Below are 18,810 nucleotides of genomic sequence, written 5' to 3'. Positions count from 1 at the left end.
CGCTGCGGGACGGTTGGCAATATGGCCCGAGCGGTCGGCAAAGGGCGGTAACAGGGAGGAAGCGACTCGTGAGCAGCAGGCCATCCCGAGGCGCTGCTCGCCTCGCAGCCATACTCGACGCACTTCCCGACGCGTTGGTCCTGGTCAACGCCAACGGAACCGTCGTCAACGCGAACACGATCGCGCTGGAGGCATTCGAGACGCCGGGCACCGCCCTCGTAGGGCGCGGACTGCTCGATCTCCTTCCGGAGTTCGACTCCAAGCTCATCCCCGGCTCGATGCGGCGCCCGGACCACATGGACCCGCGCGGCCGGACCAAGCCCACGCGGATGGTCGCCAGGCGTACCGACGGCACCGAGTTCCCCGTCGAGGTCACCAGCGCCAACCTGGAGAACGGCCAGCAGGCCTACGACAGCTACGGCTACGCCAACGACGAGCTGCTGATGCTCGTCGTACGCGACCTGTCGGGCACCGTCGACACCGAGGCCGAGCTGGCCCGGTCGCAGCGGCAGACCGAGATGATCCTGCGGGCCGCGTCCGAGGGCGTCGTCGGCACCGACACCGACGGGCGGATCGTGCTGGTCAACCCGGCCGCCGCCCAGACCCTGGGCTACCGGGCGAGCGACCTCGGCGGCAAGGAGCTGCACACGCTCGTGCTGCACTCCCGCGCCGACGGCTCCCCCTTCCCGTACGACGAGTCGCCGCTCGCCGACACCCTGCGCTCCGGGCGCAAGCACCGGGTGCGCGGGCAGGTGCTGTGGTCCAAGGGCGGGGACAAGGTGTCGGTCGACCTGACGACCGCGCCCGTCCGTGACGGCGACCAGCTCGTGGGCGCCGTGATGACCTTCACCGACCGGCGGCCGTACGACTCGCTCGCCGAGGAGAAGGACGCCGTCGAGAAGCGGCACCGGGACGAGCTGGAGCGGCTCTCCGAGGAGCACTCCTCCGACCTCACCGCACTGCGCCAGCAGCATGTCGCCGAGCTGGAGGAGCTGCGTGGGCAGCACGAGGAGGAGCTGGCGGCCGGCGAGGAGCGCTACGCCGCGCTGGGCGAGCGGGAGAAGGACCGGTACGAGGCCCTCGCCGCCCGGTACGACCAGTTGCTGACCCTCCTCGGCGGGTCGCTGCGCGGACCCCTGGACGAACTGCGCCGCGAGCTGTCCGCGCTCGCCGCCGACGACGCCGGGCAGCTGTGGCCCGAGGCCAACCAGGTCCTGCACCACCTCTCGGCCGGGTACGCGCGTATCACCACCCTCATCGACAACGTCCTCGACTACCAGCGCCTGGACACCGGCGGCGAGGCCATCACCCGTACGAAGGTGATGCTCGACGCCGTCGTCGCCGCCGGTGTCGACGGGGCCGTGGAGCTGGTCGGGCCCGGCCGGGTCCAGTTCGCCGTGCACGCCCCGCCCATCGAGGCCGAGGTCGACGCGCGGCTCCTCGCGACCGCGCTCGCCCACCTCGTCGCCGACGTCGCGGGCGTCGACGCCACCGGCAACGCGCCCGTCTCCGCGGGCGGTTACATGGACAACACGGTCGTCGTGGCCGCCGCCCAGCGCGGCGAGGTCGTCCGCATCGAGGTGCGCGGCCCGTACGCCGGCGGCGACCCCGTGCACGAACCGATCGTGCGCGGGATCGTGCGCGCGCACGGCGGCGTGCTCCAGACGCACGAGGTGCCGGGCATGAGCGGCAGCGCGTACGTCCTCGAGGTGCCGTTGGGCGGAGGCGCGGGCGCCGTCGCCGCTCCGGTCGGGTCCGCCCTCGCACTGGCCGGTCCGCCGGACGTGGCCCCGGAGGCGGCCGACGCCGAAGGTGAGCAGAACTCCGTCGCCGGGCGGCGACGAGCGCGGCGGTCCTCCGTGGACGCCTTCCTGGAGAGCGGGGTGCCGGGTGCGGCGGGCGCCGGTGCCGAGGGGGAGGCCGCGGTGCCGACCGGCCGACGCCGCAGGCGTGGCCCGGCCGCCGAGGAGATGCCGGCCCTGGCCCCCGCCGAGGAGCCCGAGGGCTCCGGCGGGACCGGCCGGCGCCGCGCACGGTCCGCCGCACCCGGCGAGGACGCCGGTGTGAGCGAGGGCGCCGTACTCACGGCCGCCGAACACGCGGCGGGGACCGCCGCCTCGGGTACCGGACTCGGCGGCACCGTTCCGCCGCAGGGCGTACCGGCGCCGAGCGGACGGCGGGCCCGGCACGACGACGACGAACCTCAGCTGGCCCTGCCGCCTGCCCTGCCCTCGGTCGCGGGCACTCCGGTGCCCGCGGAGGATGCCGAACAGCCGACCGGACGCCGCCGCCGTGCCCTGGCCGCCGCGAACGAGCGCGCCGCCGCGCAGGAGGCCGGGCCCCGTACGGTGTTCGCCCTGCCGCCCGCGGAGGCGGACCGGCCGACGGAGGGGGCGATCGGGGCGGAGGGGAACGCGAGGGCGCAGGAAGCCGGACAGCAGGCGTCGATGCCGGTCGCTCCGGGGCCCCTTCCCGGTCCCGTTCCTGGTCCCGTTCCCGGTCCCGTTCCCGGTCCGGGGCAGGTTCAGGTGCCCGCTCAGGCCACGTCCGACGACTCGCTGATCGACCACGGCCGGCACGACGCGGTCGCGCACGGCCAGGCCGACGACCACACCCCGCCGCAGCCGCACCCCACCACCGCACCCACGGGCCGTCGGCGGCGGGCCGCCGGGCAGCCGGTGACGGAGGCGGAGACGGTGACGGGGGCTCAGCCCCAGCCCCGGACGGAGGGCGTTCCGGCTGCCGCCGTTCCGGCGCAGGCTCCGCAGGCCCAGGCTCCCCGAGCGCAGGCGCCCGCGCCCGTCCAGATCGCCCCGGAGCTGCCGCTTCCGGCTCAGCCGCTCCCCGGTCAGCCGAATCCGGCCGCCCCGGCCGCCCCCGTCGCCCCGAACGTGCCGGTACAGGCAGATGCCCCCGCGCCGGTGCCGCCCGTCGGGCCGCTCCCCGCCCAAGCGGCGGTCCCGGCGACGCCGACCCCCGGCTCGGGCACCCCGCTGCCGCCCGAGGCGGCCACGGCACAGCCGAGGGTGGCTCAGCCCCTGCCCGCGGAGGCGGCGGCGACGAACCCGCCGTTCGACCCCAACTCCACACAGGGCCGCGCGATCAGCGTGCGGACGCTGGGCCAGGGCGTGCCCTTCACCCGGCAGGCCGCGCAGGTCCAGCAGGTCCAGCAGACGCAACAAGTCCAGCAGGCCCCGAAGGCCCCCCAGCCCACGACCACCACCCACTCCACCTCCGCCACTCCGGCCCCGCACAACCCGAACGGCTCCGGGCGGCGCCGCAAGCTGGGTACGCCGCCCGACCCGGCGGCGGGACAGGAGCAGGCGGCCCGTCCGCATCCGACGGCCGAGCAGGCCGCCGTACCCGCGGCTCAGCCACTTCCCGGGCAGTCCATGGCCGGGCAGTCCCTGGCCGGGCAGTCGCGGCTGGCGCCCGGGACCGAGGGGGCCGGGCGGTCGTACGCCATAGGGGCACCGGACAAGAACGCCGCCGAGGGGCCCGAGCCGCTGGACGGGCCGGGCGGGGCCGTCGAGGTGGCCGACCCGCCCCGGCCGCAGCCGATGGACGACGAGCTGCCGCCGGAGCCGCTGGACAACCCGCGCCGGCTGCTGGTGTGGCCGGCTCCGGACGTCAGTACGCAGCAGGCGCTCAGCGACCGCGGCTACCGGCCGGTGATCGTGCACTCGCGCGAGGAGGTCGACGCGCAGATCGCCGCCTTCCCGGCCGCGCTGTTCGTCGACCCGCTGACCGGTCCGATCACCCGGACCGCGTTGCAGTCGCTGCGCCAGGCGGCGGTGGCCGCGGAGGTGCCGGTGCTGGTGACGGCCGGGCTGGGACAGGCGACGCGCGAGGCGGCGTACGGCGCAGATCCCGCCGTACTGCTGAAGGCGCTCGCGCCTCGGGACAGTGAGCAGCATCCGCCGCGGGTGCTGCTGATCGAGGAGCACGCGGAGATCGCGCTGGCGCTGACCGCGACGCTGGAGCGGCGGGGGATGCAGGTCGCGCGGGCGGCCAGCGACGCGGACGCGGTCACGCTGGCCGGGCAGTTGCGGCCGAACCTGGTCGTGATGGACCTGATGCAGGTACACCGGGGTCAGGCCGGGATCGTCGACTGGCTGCGGGCGAACCAGCAGCTCAACCGCACGCCGCTGGTCGTCTACACGGCCGCCGTCGACCAGGCCGACCTGCCGCGGCTGGCCTCCGGGGAGACGGTCCTGTTCCTCGCGGAGCGGTCCACCAGCACGGAGGTCCAGGGGCGGATCGTCGACCTGCTGGCGCGCATCGGGACCAACTGAGGGACGCGGTTCAGAGGCGGGTGACCAGCCTGCGGGCCGCTTCCTTCACGGAGGCGCGCAGGCGGTCGCGGTCGGAGTCGTCCGCGCCGACCAGGATGCGGTTCATCTGGGGGACGACGGTGGCCCAGTTGGCGAGCGCGACGAGCAGGAACAGCAGGTCGCGGGCGGGGATCGTGTCGTCGATGACGCCGCGGTCCTGGCCGTCCTGGACGGCGGCGACCTTGCGGGCGTAGTGCTCCTGCCGTTCGGGCTCGTCGGGGAGCTCGGCGGTGCCGTACTCGATGCCCTCCCAGTAGAGGAGCCGCAGGAGTTCGGGGTGGGCGGCGTGGTAGTCCATCAGCCGGTCCATCCAGCCCTCGACGTCGTCGGGGTCGACGGGCACGGCGGCGGCGAGGTCGACCATGCAGCGGCCGAGGACCTGGGTGAACAGCTCCGCCTTGTTGCCGAAGTAGGCGTAGATGAGCTGCTTGTTGGCCCTGGCCTCGGCGGCGATGCGGTCGATGCGGGCGCCCGCGATGCCGTACCGGGCGAATTCGGCGACCGCCGCTTCGAAGATCCGCGCCTTGGTGGCCTCGGGGTCGCGGGTGGTGGTCCTGGTCGTTGCCATGGGGACATGGTAGCCGCGGGGTAACCAACTAGTTGGTTGACAGGGAATGGGCGGACCGCCGAGACTGTTCCCCTGCTGTTCCAACCAACCGGTTAGTTATCGAAGAGTCGGCTCGAAGGAGCGCCTCCGCCATGCCGTCCGCAGTCACCGCCAGGCAGCAGCACACCGAGCCCCTAGAGCGGGCCCGACTCGCCCACCGCCTGTTCCTTCCCCTCATCGCCCTCTGCACCGCGGTCACCGCCGCCAACATCTACGTGGCCGCCCCGCTGCTCCCCCTCATCGCCCACGACTTCGGCACCGCGCCCTCGGCCGTCGCCTGGATCGCCTCGGTCGCCCAGTTCGGCTACGCCGCCGGCCTCCTCTTCTTCGCCCCGCTCGGCGACCGCGTGAACCGCCGCCGGCTCGTCGCGGGCCTCTCGCTGGTCACCACGGCGGCCCTCGTCGCCGGTGCCGCGGCCTCCGGCACGGCCGTCCTCGCGGCCACCGTGTTCATCGCCTCGGCCGCCACCGTCGTACCGCAGCTCCTCGTCCCCCTGGTCGCCGAACGCGCCCCCGCCCACCACCGCGCCCGGCATGTCGCCGCCGTCATCGCCGGACTCTTCACCGGCATCGTCGCGGCCCGCGTCCTCGGCGGACTCGCCGGACAGGCCTTCGGCTGGCGCGCGGTGTTCGTCGGCTCGGCCGTCCTGACCGCGGTCCTCGGCCTGCTCACCGCGGCCGCCCTGCCCTCCGAACACCGTCGCCCCCGCGCGGGCGGCCTCTTCTCCGGACTCCGCGCGATGCCCGGCCTGGTGCGTCGGTCGCCCGACCTCTGGCGGGCCTGCGTGCGACAGGCCGGCATGTACGGCGCCTGGAGCGCGCTGTGGACGTCGCTGGCGCTGCTCCTGACGGACGAGTCGTACGGCCTCTCCACCGCGACCGCCGGCCTGTTCGGCCTCTTCGGCCTCGCGGCCAGCGTCGTCGCCCCGCTGGCCGGCGGCCTGGTCGACCGCTTCGGCGCGGCGAAGGTGGTCCGCAACGCGTATCTGCTGGCCGCCGTGTCCGTGCCGCTGTTCTGGCTGGGCGGTCAGGTGATGGTCGCGCTGTTCGTCGCCGCGATCGTGATCCACACGGCCCTCGTCGCCTCCCACGTCGCCAACCAGACCCTCGCCCTCACCACCACCGACGCCCCCGCCACCGCCAACAGCGCCTACGTCGTGGCGGGCTTCGCCGGCGGAGCCACCGCCTCAGCCCTGGCAGGCCTCGCCTACACCCACTTCGGCTGGACCGGCGTGGTCACGATCGCGGGGGTGTGGCTGGTGGCGGGGTGGGGGAGCACGGTGATCAGGCAGGGTAAGCGGGCGGGCCACGGGGCGAAGCGGGCGTAGGCCGGGGGCCCGGGACTCCGACCCCGATCGGAGTCGGCCCCGACCAGGAAACCACGACACCGCCACACCGACCCGGAGTACGGCGGCGCAGCCGCCGTAGACCCGGCGCCGTCACTGGAAAGCTGCCACACCCGGAGCGACCACGGACACGAGTGACCCCGACCGGACCCGGCCCCCGCCAGGAAGCCACCCCACCGCAGACCAAGCCGCACCGGCCCGGAGTACGGCGGTGGAGTGGCCGTGGGCGCGGGAGGCTTCGCCGTCCGGCCGGGAGGGCCTCCCCCAGCCGCGTGCCGCCACGCGCACCCGATCTGCCCGCCGTACGCCGATGGGCCGACCGGGCCGACTGGGCCGACTGGGCCGACTGGGCCGACTGGGCCGACTGGGCCGAAAGGGGTCCGACGGCCGAGACCGGCCCCGCCGCCGGCCGGGACGAGCGTCCTCCGCCGCAGCCGCGGGCCGGGCGGACACCGTCCCGTCGGCCCCGTCCGAACAGCCGCCCGCCCGGCAGAGGCCGCGAGGTGCTCCGCCGGGCGGGCGGGGTGGGTCAGAGCCGGGTGACGTCCAGGTCGCCCGCCGCGTACTGCTTGCGCAGCACCTTCTTGTCGAACTTGCCCACGCTGGTCTTCGGGACCGCCTCGACGATCGTCCAGCGCTCCGGGAGCTGCCACTTGGCGACGCCGCCCTCGTCGGCGAGGAAGGCGCGCAGGGACTCGAAGTCGGCGGTGGCGCCCTCCTTGAGGACGACCGTGGCCAGCGGGCGCTCGCCCCACCGGTCGTCGGGGACGGCGACGACGGCGGCCTCGGCGACGGCCGGGTGGGCCATCAGCGCGTTCTCCAGGTCCACCGACGAGATCCACTCGCCGCCGGACTTGATGACGTCCTTGGCGCGGTCGGTGAGGGTGAGGAAGCCGTCGGGGGAGATGGTGCCGACGTCACCCGTCTTCAGCCAGCCGTCCTCGCTGAACTTGTCGGCGGGGCGGAGGGGTTCGGCACCGTGCCCGTTGTAGTAGGCGCCCGCGATCCAGGGACCGCGGACCTCCAGCTCGCCCGCGGACTCCCCGTCCCAGGGGAGACGCTCGCCGCCGGGTCCGGTGAGGCGGGCCTCGACCCCGGCCGGGAAACGGCCCTGGGTCAGGCGGTACCCGAACTCCGCGTCGGTGCCGACCGCGGCGGCCGGCGGGCGGGCGATGGTGCCCAGCGGGGAGGTCTCCGTCATGCCCCAGGCGTGGCAGACCCGCATGCCGAGCCGGTCGAAGGCCTCCATGAGGGAGGGCGGGCAGGCCGCGCCGCCGATGGTGACCTGGGTGAGGGCGGAGACGTCCCGCGGCTTGGCGGTCAGCTCGGCCAGCAGGCCCTGCCAGATGGTGGGCACCGCGGCCGCGTGGGTCGGCTTCTCGCTCTCGATCATCTCGGCGAGGGGCGCGGGCTGGAGGAAGCGGTCCGGCATCAGCATGTTGACGCCGGTCATGAAGGTGGCGTGCGGCAGGCCCCACGCGTTGACGTGGAACTGGGGCACGACGACCAGTGTCGTGTCGTGGTCGGTGAGACCCATCGACTGGGCCATGTTGACCTGCATGGAGTGCAGGTAGATCGAGCGGTGGCTGTAGACCACGCCCTTGGGGTCGCCGGTCGTGCCGGAGGTGTAACACATGGCGGCGGCCTGGCGTTCGTCCAGCTCGGGCCAGTCGTAGGCGGTCGGCTTGCCGGCGATCAGGTCCTCGTACTCGTGGACCTGGGCACTCACTCCGGCGAGCAGCGAGCGGTCGCCGGGGCCGGTCACGACCACGTGCTCGACCGTCTTGAGGTGCGGGAGCAGCGGGGCCAGCAGCGGCAGCAGCGAGCCGTTGGCGATGACGACCCGGTCGGCGGCGTGGTTCACGATCCACGCGAGCTGTTCGGCCGGCAGCCGCAGGTTGAGGGTGTGCAGCACCGCGCCCATGGAGGGGATGGCGAAGTAGGCCTCGACATGCTCGGCGTTGTTCCAGGCCAAGGTCGCGACTCTCTCGTCGCCGGTGACCCCGAGGTCCTCCCGCAGAGCGTGCGCCAGCTGGGCCGCTCGGACGCCGATCTCGGCGTAGGTGCGGCGCTGCGGCTCCCCCTCGCCGGTCCATGTGGTCACCTGCGACGAGCCGTGGATCGTCGACCCGTGCGTCAGGATCCTCGAGATCAGCAGCGGTACGTCCTGCATGGTGCTCAGCACGGCGTCCTCCCAGGTGCGGCGTCATTGCCTACGCGGTGGTAACGGTTGCGCTGATTCTGCGCACATACCACTCGGTATGTCACTAGGGAGCGATGATCGATCAGGTCACGTTAAAGCGCACGTCGAACCGCCACGTCAGCGCGCTAACGAACAACGCCCAGCTCAGGGTCCTCCCGAAGCTTGCCGAGCGCCCGCGACACCGCCGACTTCACCGTGCCCACCGAGACGCCGAGCACCTCCGCCGTCTGCGCCTCGCTGAGATCCTCGTAGTACCTGAGGACGACCATGGCCCGCTGCCGGGCGGGCAGCTTCATGATCGCCCGCCACATCGCGTCGTGCAGCGCCTGCTTCTCGGCCGGGTCGTCGTCGCCGGGCTGCGGCTCCGGTTCCGGCAGCTCCTCGCAGGCGAACTCGTCGACCTTGCGCTTGCGCCACTGCGAGGTGCGCGTGTTCAGCAGGGCCCGGCGGACATAGCCGTCGAGCGCCCGGTGGTCCTCGATCCGCTCCCACGCGACATAGGTCTTGGCGAGCGCGGTCTGCAGCAGGTCCTCAGCGTCGCTCGGGTTCGCGGTCAGCGACCGTGCCGTACGCAGCAGCACCGGCTGGCGGGCGCTGACGTACGACGCGAAGGACGGGTACGAAGAAGGCCGCGTCTTGCCGTTCGAAGCGCGGGTGCAGACGGGTGTGGTCATGGCTCCACGCTAGGTTCGGACCCGCCTCCCGCGGATCGGCCGCAGGTGCCGAAGGCGAGTCCGCCTCAGGTTGTAGGGGTGGTGCCGGCTCCACCTCCTGAAGGTGGACGAGAGCACGCCGACTACTGCGGGATCACCCCTGGGGGGGCGGACACCGGCGGTACCGGCACCCTGGTCCGAACGCCGTCGTCCCGGTGCCCGGTTCCGGCGCCCCTGTCCCTGTTCAGCCGTCGGCCGCCAGCACCAGCCCCGAGGTCGGCACGCCCGTCCCCGCCGTGACCAGGGTGCGGGCGGCGCCGGGTATCTGGTTCACGGACGTGCCGCGCAGTTGTCGTACGGCCTCCGCGATGCCGTTCATACCGTGCAGGTAGGCCTCGCCGAGCTGGCCGCCGTGGGTGTTGAGCGGCAGGCGGTCCTCGGCGACGAACGCGGCGGCCTCGCCCGGCGGGCAGAAGCCGAACTCCTCCAGCTGCATGAGCACGAACGGGGTGAAGTGGTCGTACAGGATCCCCACGTCGATGTCGGCGGGCGCGAGCCCCGACGTCCGCCACAGCTGGCGGGCGACCACCGCCACCTCCGGCAGGCCCGTCAGGTCGTCGCGGTAGAAGCTGGTCATCTGTTCCTGGGCCCGCCCGGCGCCCTGGGCGGCCGCGGCGATCACGGCCGGCGGCCGTGGCAGATCGCGGGCCCGCTCCACCGAGGTCACCACCAGCGCCTGACCGCCGTCGGTCTCCTGACAGCAGTCCAGCAGCCGCAGCGGCTCGGCGATCCAGCGGGAGGCCGCGTGGTCGGCGAGGGTGATCGGCCGGCCGTGGAAGTACGCCGCCGGGTTGGCCGCCGCGTGCCTGCGCGCCGTGACGGCCACCTGCCCGAACGCCTCCGGGGTCAGCCCGTAGGCGTGCAGGTACCGCTGTGCCGCCATCGCCACCCAGGACGCCGGGGTGAGCAGCCCGAACGGAAGGGTCCAGCCGAGCGCCGTCCCCTCCGCCGACGGCTCCCGCTGCCGGACCCCGGAGCCGAAACGGCGGCCCGAGCGCTCGTTGAAGGCGCGGTAGCAGACGACGACCTCGGCCACCCCGGCCGCGATCGCCAGCGCCGCCTGCTGCACGGTCGCGCACGCCGCCCCGCCGCCGTAGTGGACGCGGGAGAAGAAGGACAGCTCCCCCATGCCGCAGGCCTGCGCCACCGTGATCTCCGGGCTGGTGTCCATCGTGAAGGTCACCAGGCCGTCCACGTCCGACGGTCGCAGCCCCGCGTCGGCCAGCGCCGCCCGCACCGCCTCCACCGCCAGCCGCAGCTCGCTGCGCCCCGAGTCCTTGGAGAACTCCGTCGCCCCGATCCCGGCGATCGCCGCCCGCCCCCCGAGACCGTCCCGCGTCCGCACGCTCACCGCGCCTCCTCCCCCGTCCCGGAGACGGACCCGGAGACGGACCCGGAGACGGACCCCGGGACGGTGACCGTGACGGTGCCGCTGACATGCCGCCCGATGCCGTTGTCGCCGGACACCCGCACCACCGCCGTGTCCCCGTCGACCTCCTCGACCGTGCCCCTCAACACCATCGTGTCGCCGGGACGGTTGGGCGCCCCGAGCCGGATGGCGACCCGGCGCAGCACCGCCGTCGGGCCGAAGTGGTCGGTGATGTAGCGGCCGACCAGGCCGTTGGTGGTGAGGATGTTCATGAAGATGTCGGGGGAGCCCTTGGCCCTGGCCGCCTCGGGATCGTGGTGCACGTCCTGGTAGTCGCGGGAGGCGACCGCCCCCGCGACGATCAGTGTCCGCGTGATCGCCACCTCCAGCGGAGCAAGCTCGTCCCCGGCCCTCATGAGACCCTCCCGGCCTTCACACGGCCACCCCCGCGCTCATGCGGCCGGCCCGTCGCCCTCACGCGGTCACCCCCTGGAAGACCGGCAGCACCAACTCCTCGTCGTACCGCCGGAATTCCAGCCGCACCGGCATCCCGATGCGCACCTTGTCGTACGGCACCCCGACCACGTCGCTCACGATCCGCACGCCCTCCGCGAGTTCGATCAGACCGACGGCGAAGGGAGGGGAGAAGGCGGGGAAGGGCGGGTGGTGCATGACGACGTACGAGTAGACGGTCCCCTCGCCGCATGCCCGGACGGTGTCCCACTCCTGCGCTCCGCAGCTCGCGCACCCCGGCAGCCAGGGAAAACGGAGGGTGCCGCAGGCGGTGCAGCGCTGGATGAGGAGCCGGTGGCCGCGCACCCCCTCCCAGAAACCGGCGTTGTCCCGGTTGATCACCGGGCGCGGGCGGCGCTCCTCGGGTTCGGTGGGATCGGATTCCCGGTGCGCCGGGGCGTACTTGAGGATGCGGAACCGGTGGACGCCGGCCGGCTCCCCGGCCACGCGCACCACCGTGCGGGTCGTCACGAAGTAGCCGGTGCCGAGCTTCGTCGTCTTGCGGCCGGAGACCGACTCGATCACGGTGTCGAAGGTGATCTCGTCGCCGGGGCGCAGGGGACGTACGTACTCCTGCTCGCAGTCGGTGGCGACGACGGCCGTGCAGCCCTCCTCGTCGAGGAGGGCGAGCAGTTCCTCGTAGGCGGGCGCGCGCCCGGCGTGCCCGCCGAGACCACCCATGGTCCAGGCCTGGAGCATGGTGGGCGGAGCGATGGCGTCGGGGCCGGTGTACGCCGGGTTGGTGTCACCGATCGCCTCGCACCAGTGGCGGATCATGGGCGCGTTGACCGGATCACGGCCGGCTCCGGCGGTCGCGGCGGGCCGGCCCTCGTAGGCCTTCAGCCGCGCCTCCAGCGCGTCCCGTACGTCTTCCGTGCCGCTCATCCTCATCACCACCGCCCCCTGGCAAGGTTTCTGACTGTCCGTCAGATGCGTGTCGATGTCAAGGTCACCGGTTTCCGGACGCGCGAAAACGCCTGCGCGGCGGCGCCGAAGCACCGCCGCGCAGACGCGTTTCCCACCCCCACAGAGCACCCAGCACGAAGGAGGAGGGCCGGCGCCGGGGCACCAGCCCCTCAGATCACCACCACAGGGGCGTGAAACTGACCGCCACGTTGCTGTTCCCCTGGTTGACGGCCGTGAACGCGGAGCCGTTGACCTGAGCGGTGTTGCTCTGGTTCGAGGCGCCCGAGCCGACGGCGTTCTGCTGTGTGGTGGACGAGTTGCCGTTGTTGTCGTGCCCGACGCCGCTGCCGACGATACTCGCGACACCCGCGTTCGATCCGTCGTCCGCGATGGCGCCGTTGTCCGCCGCCGCGACGCCGGTGAACAGAGCGGCTGCCAGCGGAAGGGCGGAGACGGCGGCGATGACGCGGGCGGTACGGATGCTTGCCATGTTGTTCCTCCAGAACGGGGACTACGCACCGGCTCGTGACCGGACGATTCGAGAAGTACGGCTTTCACCAGGGAAGTTGGCCGACCGCCCCGGTGCTGTGACGACGTCGCGAGACCAGAGTTGCCCACCGAATCCCCGTCGAACCACCCCGGAAGCCATGATTAGCACCCAAGCGTGATGACAAGTCGATAAACCCCTTGCGTCACTTTTCTTACCCGTGCCGCCTCAATCCCTGGCAAGTCGGACACCCACCCCTCAAGCCCCACAAGAGGCGAAGCGTTCCGGCACCTTCCCAGCCGGTCCGACCCCGCTCGGCGCGTCGGACCCTCACCCTCTTCCCTTTTTCGAACACACATACGAAAATAGATCCATGGCCACCACCGACCGGTACCCCCGGCAGGCCACCACGCTGGCCCTCGCCCACGCCCTGTCGGCCGCCGAACGCGGCCTGGCCGTCATCCCCCTGTCCCGGACCAAGCTCCCGGCCCTGCGCTCCCCCCACCGTGACGACCCGACGGCCCCGCCCTGCCACGGCGAATGCGGCCGACCCGGCCACGGCGTGTACGACGCCGGCACCGACCCCACGCGCATCCGCGAACTCTTCGCCGCCGCCCCCTGGTCCACCGGCTACGGCATCGCCTGCGGACTCCCCCCGCACCACCTCATCGGCGTCGACCTGGACACCAAGTCCGGCACCGACTCCACCACCGCCCTGCGGGAACTCGCCCTGCGCCACCGCTTCACCATCCCGCCCACCGTCGTCGTCCTGACCCCCTCCGGCGGCCGTCACCTCTGGCTCAGCGGCCCCCCGGACGCCGTCGTCCCCAACTCGGCCGGCCGCCTCGCCCCCGGCATCGACATCCGCGGCGCCGGCGGCTACCTCGTCGGCCCCGGCTCCCGCACCGACCACGGCGTGTACGCCACCGCCCCCGGCACCGCCCACCTCGTCCCCGCCCCCTGCCCCCGCGCCCTCCTGCGCCTGCTCCTCCCCCCGCCCCGCACTCCCCGCTCCACGTCCCCGGCAGCGGGCGGCGCCCACGGCCGCGGCCTCGTCCAGTTCGTCCTCGCCGCCCACCAGGGCCAACGCAACACCCGCCTGTACTGGGCGGCCTGCCGGGCCTACGAGGACGGCATCGGCGACGCCCTCTCCGACGCCCTCATCGACGCGGCCGTCCGCACCGGCCTGACCCCCCGAGAAGCCCGCTCCACCCTGGCCTCGGCAGCCCACATGACCTACCCGCGACGCTCCCCGCGACCCGGCCTCCCCCACCGACACCCCGGCCCGGACGAGCCACAGTGACGGGGGAACAGGGAAGGGGTGCCACCTGGGAGGGTGGCACCCCTTCTGAACTGCAACCTTCTGACCTGCTACGCGGTGGGTGTGGGATTTGAACCCACGGTGACTCGCGCCACGACGGTTTTCAAGACCGTTCCCTTAGGCCGCTCGGGCAACCCACCCCGCGCCACCCGTTGAGGGGTGACGCGAGGACAAGAGTAACGGGTGGCCACGCGCGTGTGGTGTCGTCGTGGGGGTGGGAGACGGTCAGCTGTCGCCCTTGCGGGAGCCGAGGGTGAGGTCGACCGTGTGGGTCTTGCCGTCGCGCTCGTAGGTGATGGTGACCTTGTCGCCCGGCTTGTGGGTCCAGATCTCGCCGATGAGGGTCGGGCCGCTGTCGATCACCGTGTCGTCGAGCTTGGTGATGACGTCGCCGGGCTTGAGGCCGGCCTTGGCCGCGGGGCCGCCCGCCTCGACCGCGGCGGCGCCGCCCGCGCCCTGGTCCGTGATCTTCGCGCCGTCGGTGGACTCCTCCAGCGAGACGGAGGCGCCGATCTTGGCGTACACCGGCTGCCCGTCCTTGATCAGCTCCTGGGCGACGTACTTGGCCTGGTTGATCGGGATGGCGAAGCCGAGGCCGATCGAACCGGACTGGGTGGTGCCGCCCAGGCCACCGCTGCCGGTGGACTGGATCGCGGAGTTGATGCCGATCACGTTGCCCTGGGCGTCGAGCAGCGGGCCGCCGGAGTTGCCCGGGTTGATCGAGGCGTCCGTCTGGAGGGCGCTCATGTACGAGGCGCTGCTGCCGGTGCCGTCGGAGGAGGCGACGGGGCGGTTCTTCGCACTGATGATGCCGGTCGTGACGGTGTTGGACAGGCCGAAGGGCGCGCCGATGGCGATCGTCGAGTCGCCGACGGCGACCTTGTCGGAGTCGCCGAGGGTGAGCGGCTTGAGGTCCGAGGGGGCGTTCTTCAGCTTGATGACCGCGACGTCGTAGCCCTGGGCGTGGCCGACGACCTCGGCGTCGTACTTCTTGCCGCTCGGGAAGGTGGCGGTCACCTTGCCGCCGTCGACGGCGTCGGCGACGACGTGGTTGTTGGTGACGATGTGGCCCTGGGTGTCGAAGACGAAGCCGGTGCCGGTGCCGCCCTCGCCGTCGCTGGACTCGGCCTGGATGGTGACGGTGGAGGGCAGTGCCTTGGCGGCGACGCCGGCGACGGTGCCCGGGTCGCGCTTGACGGAGCCGCCGCTGTCGGAGGCGGAGACGGTGGTCGAGCCCGTGTCGTCGTTCTTGGCGAGGGTGTAGCCGAGGCCTCCGCCGAGGCCGCCCGCGACGAGCGCGGCGACCAGGACGGCGGCGGCGAGACCGCCGCGGCCGCGGCGGGCCTTCGGCGGGGCGGGCTGCGGGTAGGCGGCGCCCCAGGCGGCGGTGTCGATTCCGGTTCCGCCGGGGTTCCCGGGGGGCGCCGAGGGCGCGCCGAAGCCGTTGTCGGCGTAGGACGGGGCGGGCGGCTGCGGGGGCGGCCAGGCGCCGTCCGCGGGGGCGGCCGCGCTGGGGGCGGTGGGCGGCGGCCAGTCACCGTCGGGGGCGCTGCCCTGCGGGGCGTGGTGGGCGGTCGGCGCCGGCGGGGGCGTCGTCGGCAGCGGGGTGGTGGGTGCCCCGGTGCCGGGGGCGGCCTGCTGGGGGGAGGCCGTGGGAGATTCCACCGGCACGGGGGGCGCGGACGGGGCCGGGGGAACCGGGGTGCCCTCGTTGGTGCCCTCGTTCTCGGTGTTCACAGCTGTTCTCCTCGGTCCACGGCTGTCTTACTCGGTCGCACTCGGTCACGCCCGTTCACGCTTGTCGTCGACCCCGCGCGCTGTAGCTGTGCATGTGCTTTTGTTCGGTGTCAGCTTTTCCCACGGGCCGTCAGAGCACCATAAGCGCTGCCTGTGGGTCCTTGGCCATTCTTTATACGGGGCATTTGGCGCATTGGCGGCACTTCCCCGGAACATCTCAGACGGTTCTCAGAGGGTTCTCAGACAGCCACCCGCCGACACCTCCGATACGGCCCGCCGGACGCGTACCCCGTACCGGTGGCACCATGACGCGGTGACCCACGCACGGCAGCAGCAACGCATCCAGGTCGTCGCCCACCGCGGGGCCTCCGAGGATGCTCCCGAGCACACCCTGGCCGCGTACCGCAAGGCGATCGAGGACGGCGCGGACGCCCTCGAATGCGACGTACGGCTGACCGCGGACGGCCATCTCGTCTGCGTCCACGACCGCCGCGTCAACCGTACGTCCAACGGCCGCGGCGCGGTCTCCCAGCTGGAGCTCGCCGACCTGGCGGCCCTGGACTTCGGCTCCTGGAAGACGCGAGCGGCGCGGGAGGCCTGGAACACGCGCGACGAGGAGCCCGACTGGGAGGTGCGGCCCGAGGACCGCGACGCGACCTCCGTCCTCACCCTGGAGCGACTGCTGGAGCTGGTCGCCGACGCGGGGCGCCGGGTGGAGCTGGCCATCGAGACCAAGCATCCGACGCGCTGGGCCGGGCAGGTCGAGGAACGGCTGCTGGTGCTCCTGAAGCGGTTCGGCCTGGACGCGCCCGTCACCGGCGAGGCGTCCCCGGTGCGGGTGATGAGCTTCTCGGCGCGCTCACTGCATCGCGTGCGTGCCGCTTCGCCGACGCTGCCGACGGTCTACCTGATGCAGTTCGTCTCGCCCCGGCTGCGCGACGGCCGCCTGCCGGCGGGCGTCCGCATCGCCGGGCCCTCGATGCGCATCGTGCGCAGTCACCCCGCCTATGTGGAGCGGCTGAAGAAGGCCGGCCACCAGGTGCACGTGTGGACGGTGAACGAACCGGCGGACGTCGACCTCTGTGTGCGTCTGGGCGTCGACGCCATCATCACCAACCGCCCGCGCGCGGTGCTGGACCGCCTGGGCCGCTGAACCCCCTCTTCCGTAGGAAGGAACAGAAAGTCGCAGAAGCCCCACTGGCCCCATCCACACCTCTTGACCCCGAGCACCACCTGAACCATCCTCGCTTCTCGGCCATACCGAAGAAATCCAGCCACATGACGACCTTCCGCTCACCGGGAGTGCTCCGGCGCATTCGCTCCGTGTTCGATCGGTGCGAGTGCGTCACGGGACATGGATTGGCCGGTTTCCGGTACAGGCCAATGGGGCATCCACACCGTGGCGTGGGGCGAAGGAGGTCTCGGGGGTGGCGTTGGTGGTGGCACAAGAGGTGCCCACGTCGTCAAGCATGGCCGTACCCCATGGCCCTGCGGGCGTGGGTGAGGCGAGACACCGTATGCGCGATCAACTGCGCACGGGCGGAGTCTCGGAGGCGGTCATCGACGATGCCGTTCTGATCCTTTCCGAACTTTTGAGCAACGCGTGCAAGCACGGCCGTCCGCTGGGCGACGCCTTGGCCGGGGACGGCGATGTGCGGGCCGCGTGGCGGGTGGACTCCGGCGGCCGGCTGGTCGTCGAGGTGACCGACGGCGGCGGGCCGACCCGGCCGGCCCCGGCGACCCCCTCCGTCACGGCGCACGGCGGACGCGGACTCAACATCATCACGGCGCTGGCCGACGACTGGGGCGTCCGGGACGACGTCCGCGGTGAGATCACCGTGTGGGTCGTCGTCCACGCGGACGCGTACGACCCCGACGCGGGCTGCCGGCGTGACGACTTCGCCTCCCGGGTCGGGGCGCCGTCGGTGGCGTCGATGCCGGGCCTGGACTTCGCGGACGCGTTCGACGACTTCGACCAGGCGGGACCGCACATCCGGCACCGCTGACCGCGGGACCGACAAGGGCCGACGGGAACCGGTCGGAACCGGCCGGGCTCTCCGCCCGCCAGGCCCCGGCGCGGTGTCCACAGGCCCCGCCGTCGTCCACAGGTTCCCGTGGCTCTCCGTGCGAGCGGCTAGGCTCCCGCCAGTACCAGACGAGCCGTACCCGGGAGACACCCAGATGGCCAAGAAGCGACCTCAGACGAAGGCCCAGCGGCCGCAGCTCACCGAGGGGGAGATCCCGGTCGTCGGCGCGCGGGAGCCCTGCCCCTGCGGCAGCGGCCGCCGCTACAAGGCCTGTCACGGCCGGGCCGCCGCCCATGCCGTGACCGAGTTGGTGCAGCGTCCCTTCGAGGGCCTGCCGGGCGAGGGCGACTGGGTGGCACTGCGCGAGCTGGTCCCGGCGGCCACGGTGGAACTGCCCCTGAAGGACGGCCTGCCCGAGGGCGTCCCGTCGGTCACGCTCGCCACGGTGCTGCCGATGGCCTGGCCGGCGTTGCGCCGCGACGACGGCTCGGTCCTCCTGGGTCTGCAGAACGACACCCCCTCCGGCGACATCAGCCGCGACCTGGCCGACACCCTCCTGCGGGCGCTGGCGGCGGAGCCGGGCACGCCCGTGCAGGCCCGGCGCGCACCGGCCGACGGTCCGCGGATGCAGGATCTGCTCGACCCGGAAGGCGCGTTCGAGCCAGTTGTGCACAGCGGTTTCGAGTTCTGGGTCCCGGACCCGGAGAACGCGACGCCGGAGGTGGCCGCCTCCCTGGAGCGGGCCAACGCGGCGGCGATCCCGACCGTGAAGCTGACCGGTGTGGACGCCGCGTACTGGTGCGAGACCCCGGAGAAGAACCACCTTCGCTGGGTCATGCCGTACCCGGAGGAGCATCTTCTGGACGCGCTCGCGCGGCTGCACGCGGCGGGTCGGTCGAGCCTGGGCGAGGGCACCCGACTGGTGGGGTCCTTCCGGGCGCACGGCCTGACCGTGCCCGTGTGGGACCTGCCGAGCGGGGTCTCCGCGGAGGATGTGGAGAAGCCGGCCGCCGAGTTCGCCGACCGGCTCACCACCGCGCTGGCCTCGGACGCGCCGCTCACGACCGACGAGCGTCGGGCGCGTGGCGGCCTGACCAACCGACAGGTGACGCTCAGCTGACGCACGAATCCGTTCGGCGGTGGGGGGGGCGGGGGGGGGGCGCGCCGCCCCCCGCGGGGGGGGGGGGGGCCGCGCCCCACAACCCCACTATAAACAGTATGTTAAGCCGAAAAAACCGCACGAAAGC

Annotated in this window: 14 protein-coding genes and 1 tRNA gene; 6 read left to right on the top strand and 9 right to left on the bottom strand. The window is 73.0% G+C overall.

Annotated elements, in window-relative coordinates:
* Window positions 1–68 precede the first annotated feature (68 nt).
* Window positions 69–4,295, top strand: coding sequence for a PAS domain-containing protein (locus ACFWJX_RS11990; protein WP_383240543.1), 4,227 nt, complete (start codon window positions 69–71; stop codon window positions 4,293–4,295).
* Between the two features lie 10 nt (window positions 4,296–4,305).
* Here ACFWJX_RS11990 and ACFWJX_RS11985 read toward each other — a convergent pair whose 3' ends face one another.
* Window positions 4,306–4,902: a TetR family transcriptional regulator gene (locus ACFWJX_RS11985; RefSeq protein WP_383240541.1), complete on the bottom strand. Its 597-nt coding sequence runs from the start codon at window positions 4,900–4,902 to the stop codon at window positions 4,306–4,308.
* Between the two features lie 131 nt (window positions 4,903–5,033).
* Between ACFWJX_RS11985 and ACFWJX_RS11980 the strand changes: the two genes are divergently transcribed.
* Window positions 5,034–6,269 (top strand): MFS transporter, encoded by a 1,236-nt coding sequence (locus ACFWJX_RS11980; RefSeq protein WP_383240539.1) that lies wholly within the window; start codon window positions 5,034–5,036, stop codon window positions 6,267–6,269.
* A 547-nt stretch (window positions 6,270–6,816) separates the two neighbouring features.
* On the opposite strand, the gene ACFWJX_RS11975 is transcribed toward ACFWJX_RS11980, so the two are convergent.
* From ACFWJX_RS11975 to ACFWJX_RS11950, 6 genes are all read right to left on the bottom strand, one after another.
* A complete protein-coding gene (locus tag ACFWJX_RS11975) occupies window positions 6,817–8,460 on the bottom strand; it encodes a long-chain fatty acid--CoA ligase (protein WP_383240825.1) in 1,644 nt (547 codons plus the stop codon).
* 155 nt (window positions 8,461–8,615) lie between these two features.
* The gene (locus tag ACFWJX_RS11970; RefSeq protein ID WP_383240536.1) at window positions 8,616–9,164 is read right to left on the bottom strand and encodes a SigE family RNA polymerase sigma factor; all 549 of its coding nucleotides are present in this window, start codon (window positions 9,162–9,164) and stop codon (window positions 8,616–8,618) included.
* A gap of 223 nt (window positions 9,165–9,387) precedes the next feature.
* A complete protein-coding gene (locus ACFWJX_RS11965; protein WP_383240534.1) occupies window positions 9,388–10,554 on the bottom strand; it encodes a lipid-transfer protein in 1,167 nt (388 codons plus the stop codon).
* A complete protein-coding gene (locus tag ACFWJX_RS11960) occupies window positions 10,551–10,988 on the bottom strand; it encodes a MaoC/PaaZ C-terminal domain-containing protein (protein ID WP_383240531.1) in 438 nt (145 codons plus the stop codon). Before ACFWJX_RS11960 ends, ACFWJX_RS11965 begins: the two co-directional genes overlap by 4 nt.
* 58 nt (window positions 10,989–11,046) lie before the next feature.
* On the bottom strand, window positions 11,047–11,970 hold the full coding sequence (locus ACFWJX_RS11955) for a bifunctional MaoC family dehydratase N-terminal/OB-fold nucleic acid binding domain-containing protein (RefSeq protein ID WP_383240528.1): 924 nt from the start codon (window positions 11,968–11,970) through the stop codon (window positions 11,047–11,049).
* A gap of 196 nt (window positions 11,971–12,166) precedes the next feature.
* Window positions 12,167–12,481 carry a hypothetical protein gene (locus tag ACFWJX_RS11950; protein ID WP_383240525.1) on the bottom strand — a complete coding sequence of 105 codons (315 nt, stop codon included), beginning with the start codon at window positions 12,479–12,481 and terminating at the stop codon, window positions 12,167–12,169.
* A 370-nt stretch (window positions 12,482–12,851) separates the two neighbouring features.
* On the opposite strand from ACFWJX_RS11950, the gene ACFWJX_RS11945 reads away from it, so the two are divergent.
* On the top strand, window positions 12,852–13,781 hold the full coding sequence (locus tag ACFWJX_RS11945; protein WP_383240523.1) for a bifunctional DNA primase/polymerase: 930 nt from the start codon (window positions 12,852–12,854) through the stop codon (window positions 13,779–13,781).
* Window positions 13,782–13,854: 73 nt separating this feature from the next.
* On the opposite strand, the gene ACFWJX_RS11940 is transcribed toward ACFWJX_RS11945, so the two are convergent.
* Window positions 13,855–13,939, bottom strand: a tRNA-Ser gene (locus ACFWJX_RS11940).
* 85 nt (window positions 13,940–14,024) lie between these two features.
* Entirely contained in the window at window positions 14,025–15,536 is a 1,512-nt protein-coding gene (locus ACFWJX_RS11935; RefSeq protein ID WP_383240520.1) for a S1C family serine protease, read from the bottom strand.
* Between the two features lie 313 nt (window positions 15,537–15,849).
* Between ACFWJX_RS11935 and ACFWJX_RS11930 the strand changes: the two genes are divergently transcribed.
* The 3 genes from ACFWJX_RS11930 (at window position 15,850) to ACFWJX_RS11920 (ending at window position 18,683) form a co-directional block, all read left to right on the top strand.
* The gene (locus tag ACFWJX_RS11930) at window positions 15,850–16,689 is read left to right on the top strand and encodes a glycerophosphodiester phosphodiesterase (RefSeq protein WP_383240517.1); all 840 of its coding nucleotides are present in this window, start codon (window positions 15,850–15,852) and stop codon (window positions 16,687–16,689) included.
* 274 nt (window positions 16,690–16,963) lie between these two features.
* Window positions 16,964–17,542, top strand: coding sequence for an ATP-binding protein (locus ACFWJX_RS11925; protein ID WP_383240514.1), 579 nt, complete (start codon window positions 16,964–16,966; stop codon window positions 17,540–17,542).
* Window positions 17,543–17,717: 175 nt separating this feature from the next.
* Window positions 17,718–18,683 (top strand): DUF5926 family protein, encoded by a 966-nt coding sequence (locus ACFWJX_RS11920; RefSeq protein WP_383240511.1) that lies wholly within the window; start codon window positions 17,718–17,720, stop codon window positions 18,681–18,683.
* Window positions 18,684–18,810: the final 127 nt, after the last annotated feature.

It is taken from the genome of Streptomyces sp. NPDC058335 (assembly GCF_042723915.1).
Lineage (GTDB): Bacteria > Actinomycetota > Actinomycetes > Streptomycetales > Streptomycetaceae > Streptomyces.
Note: the sequence above shows the minus strand (reverse complement) of the source record. Positions and strands in the feature narration are given on the sequence as shown.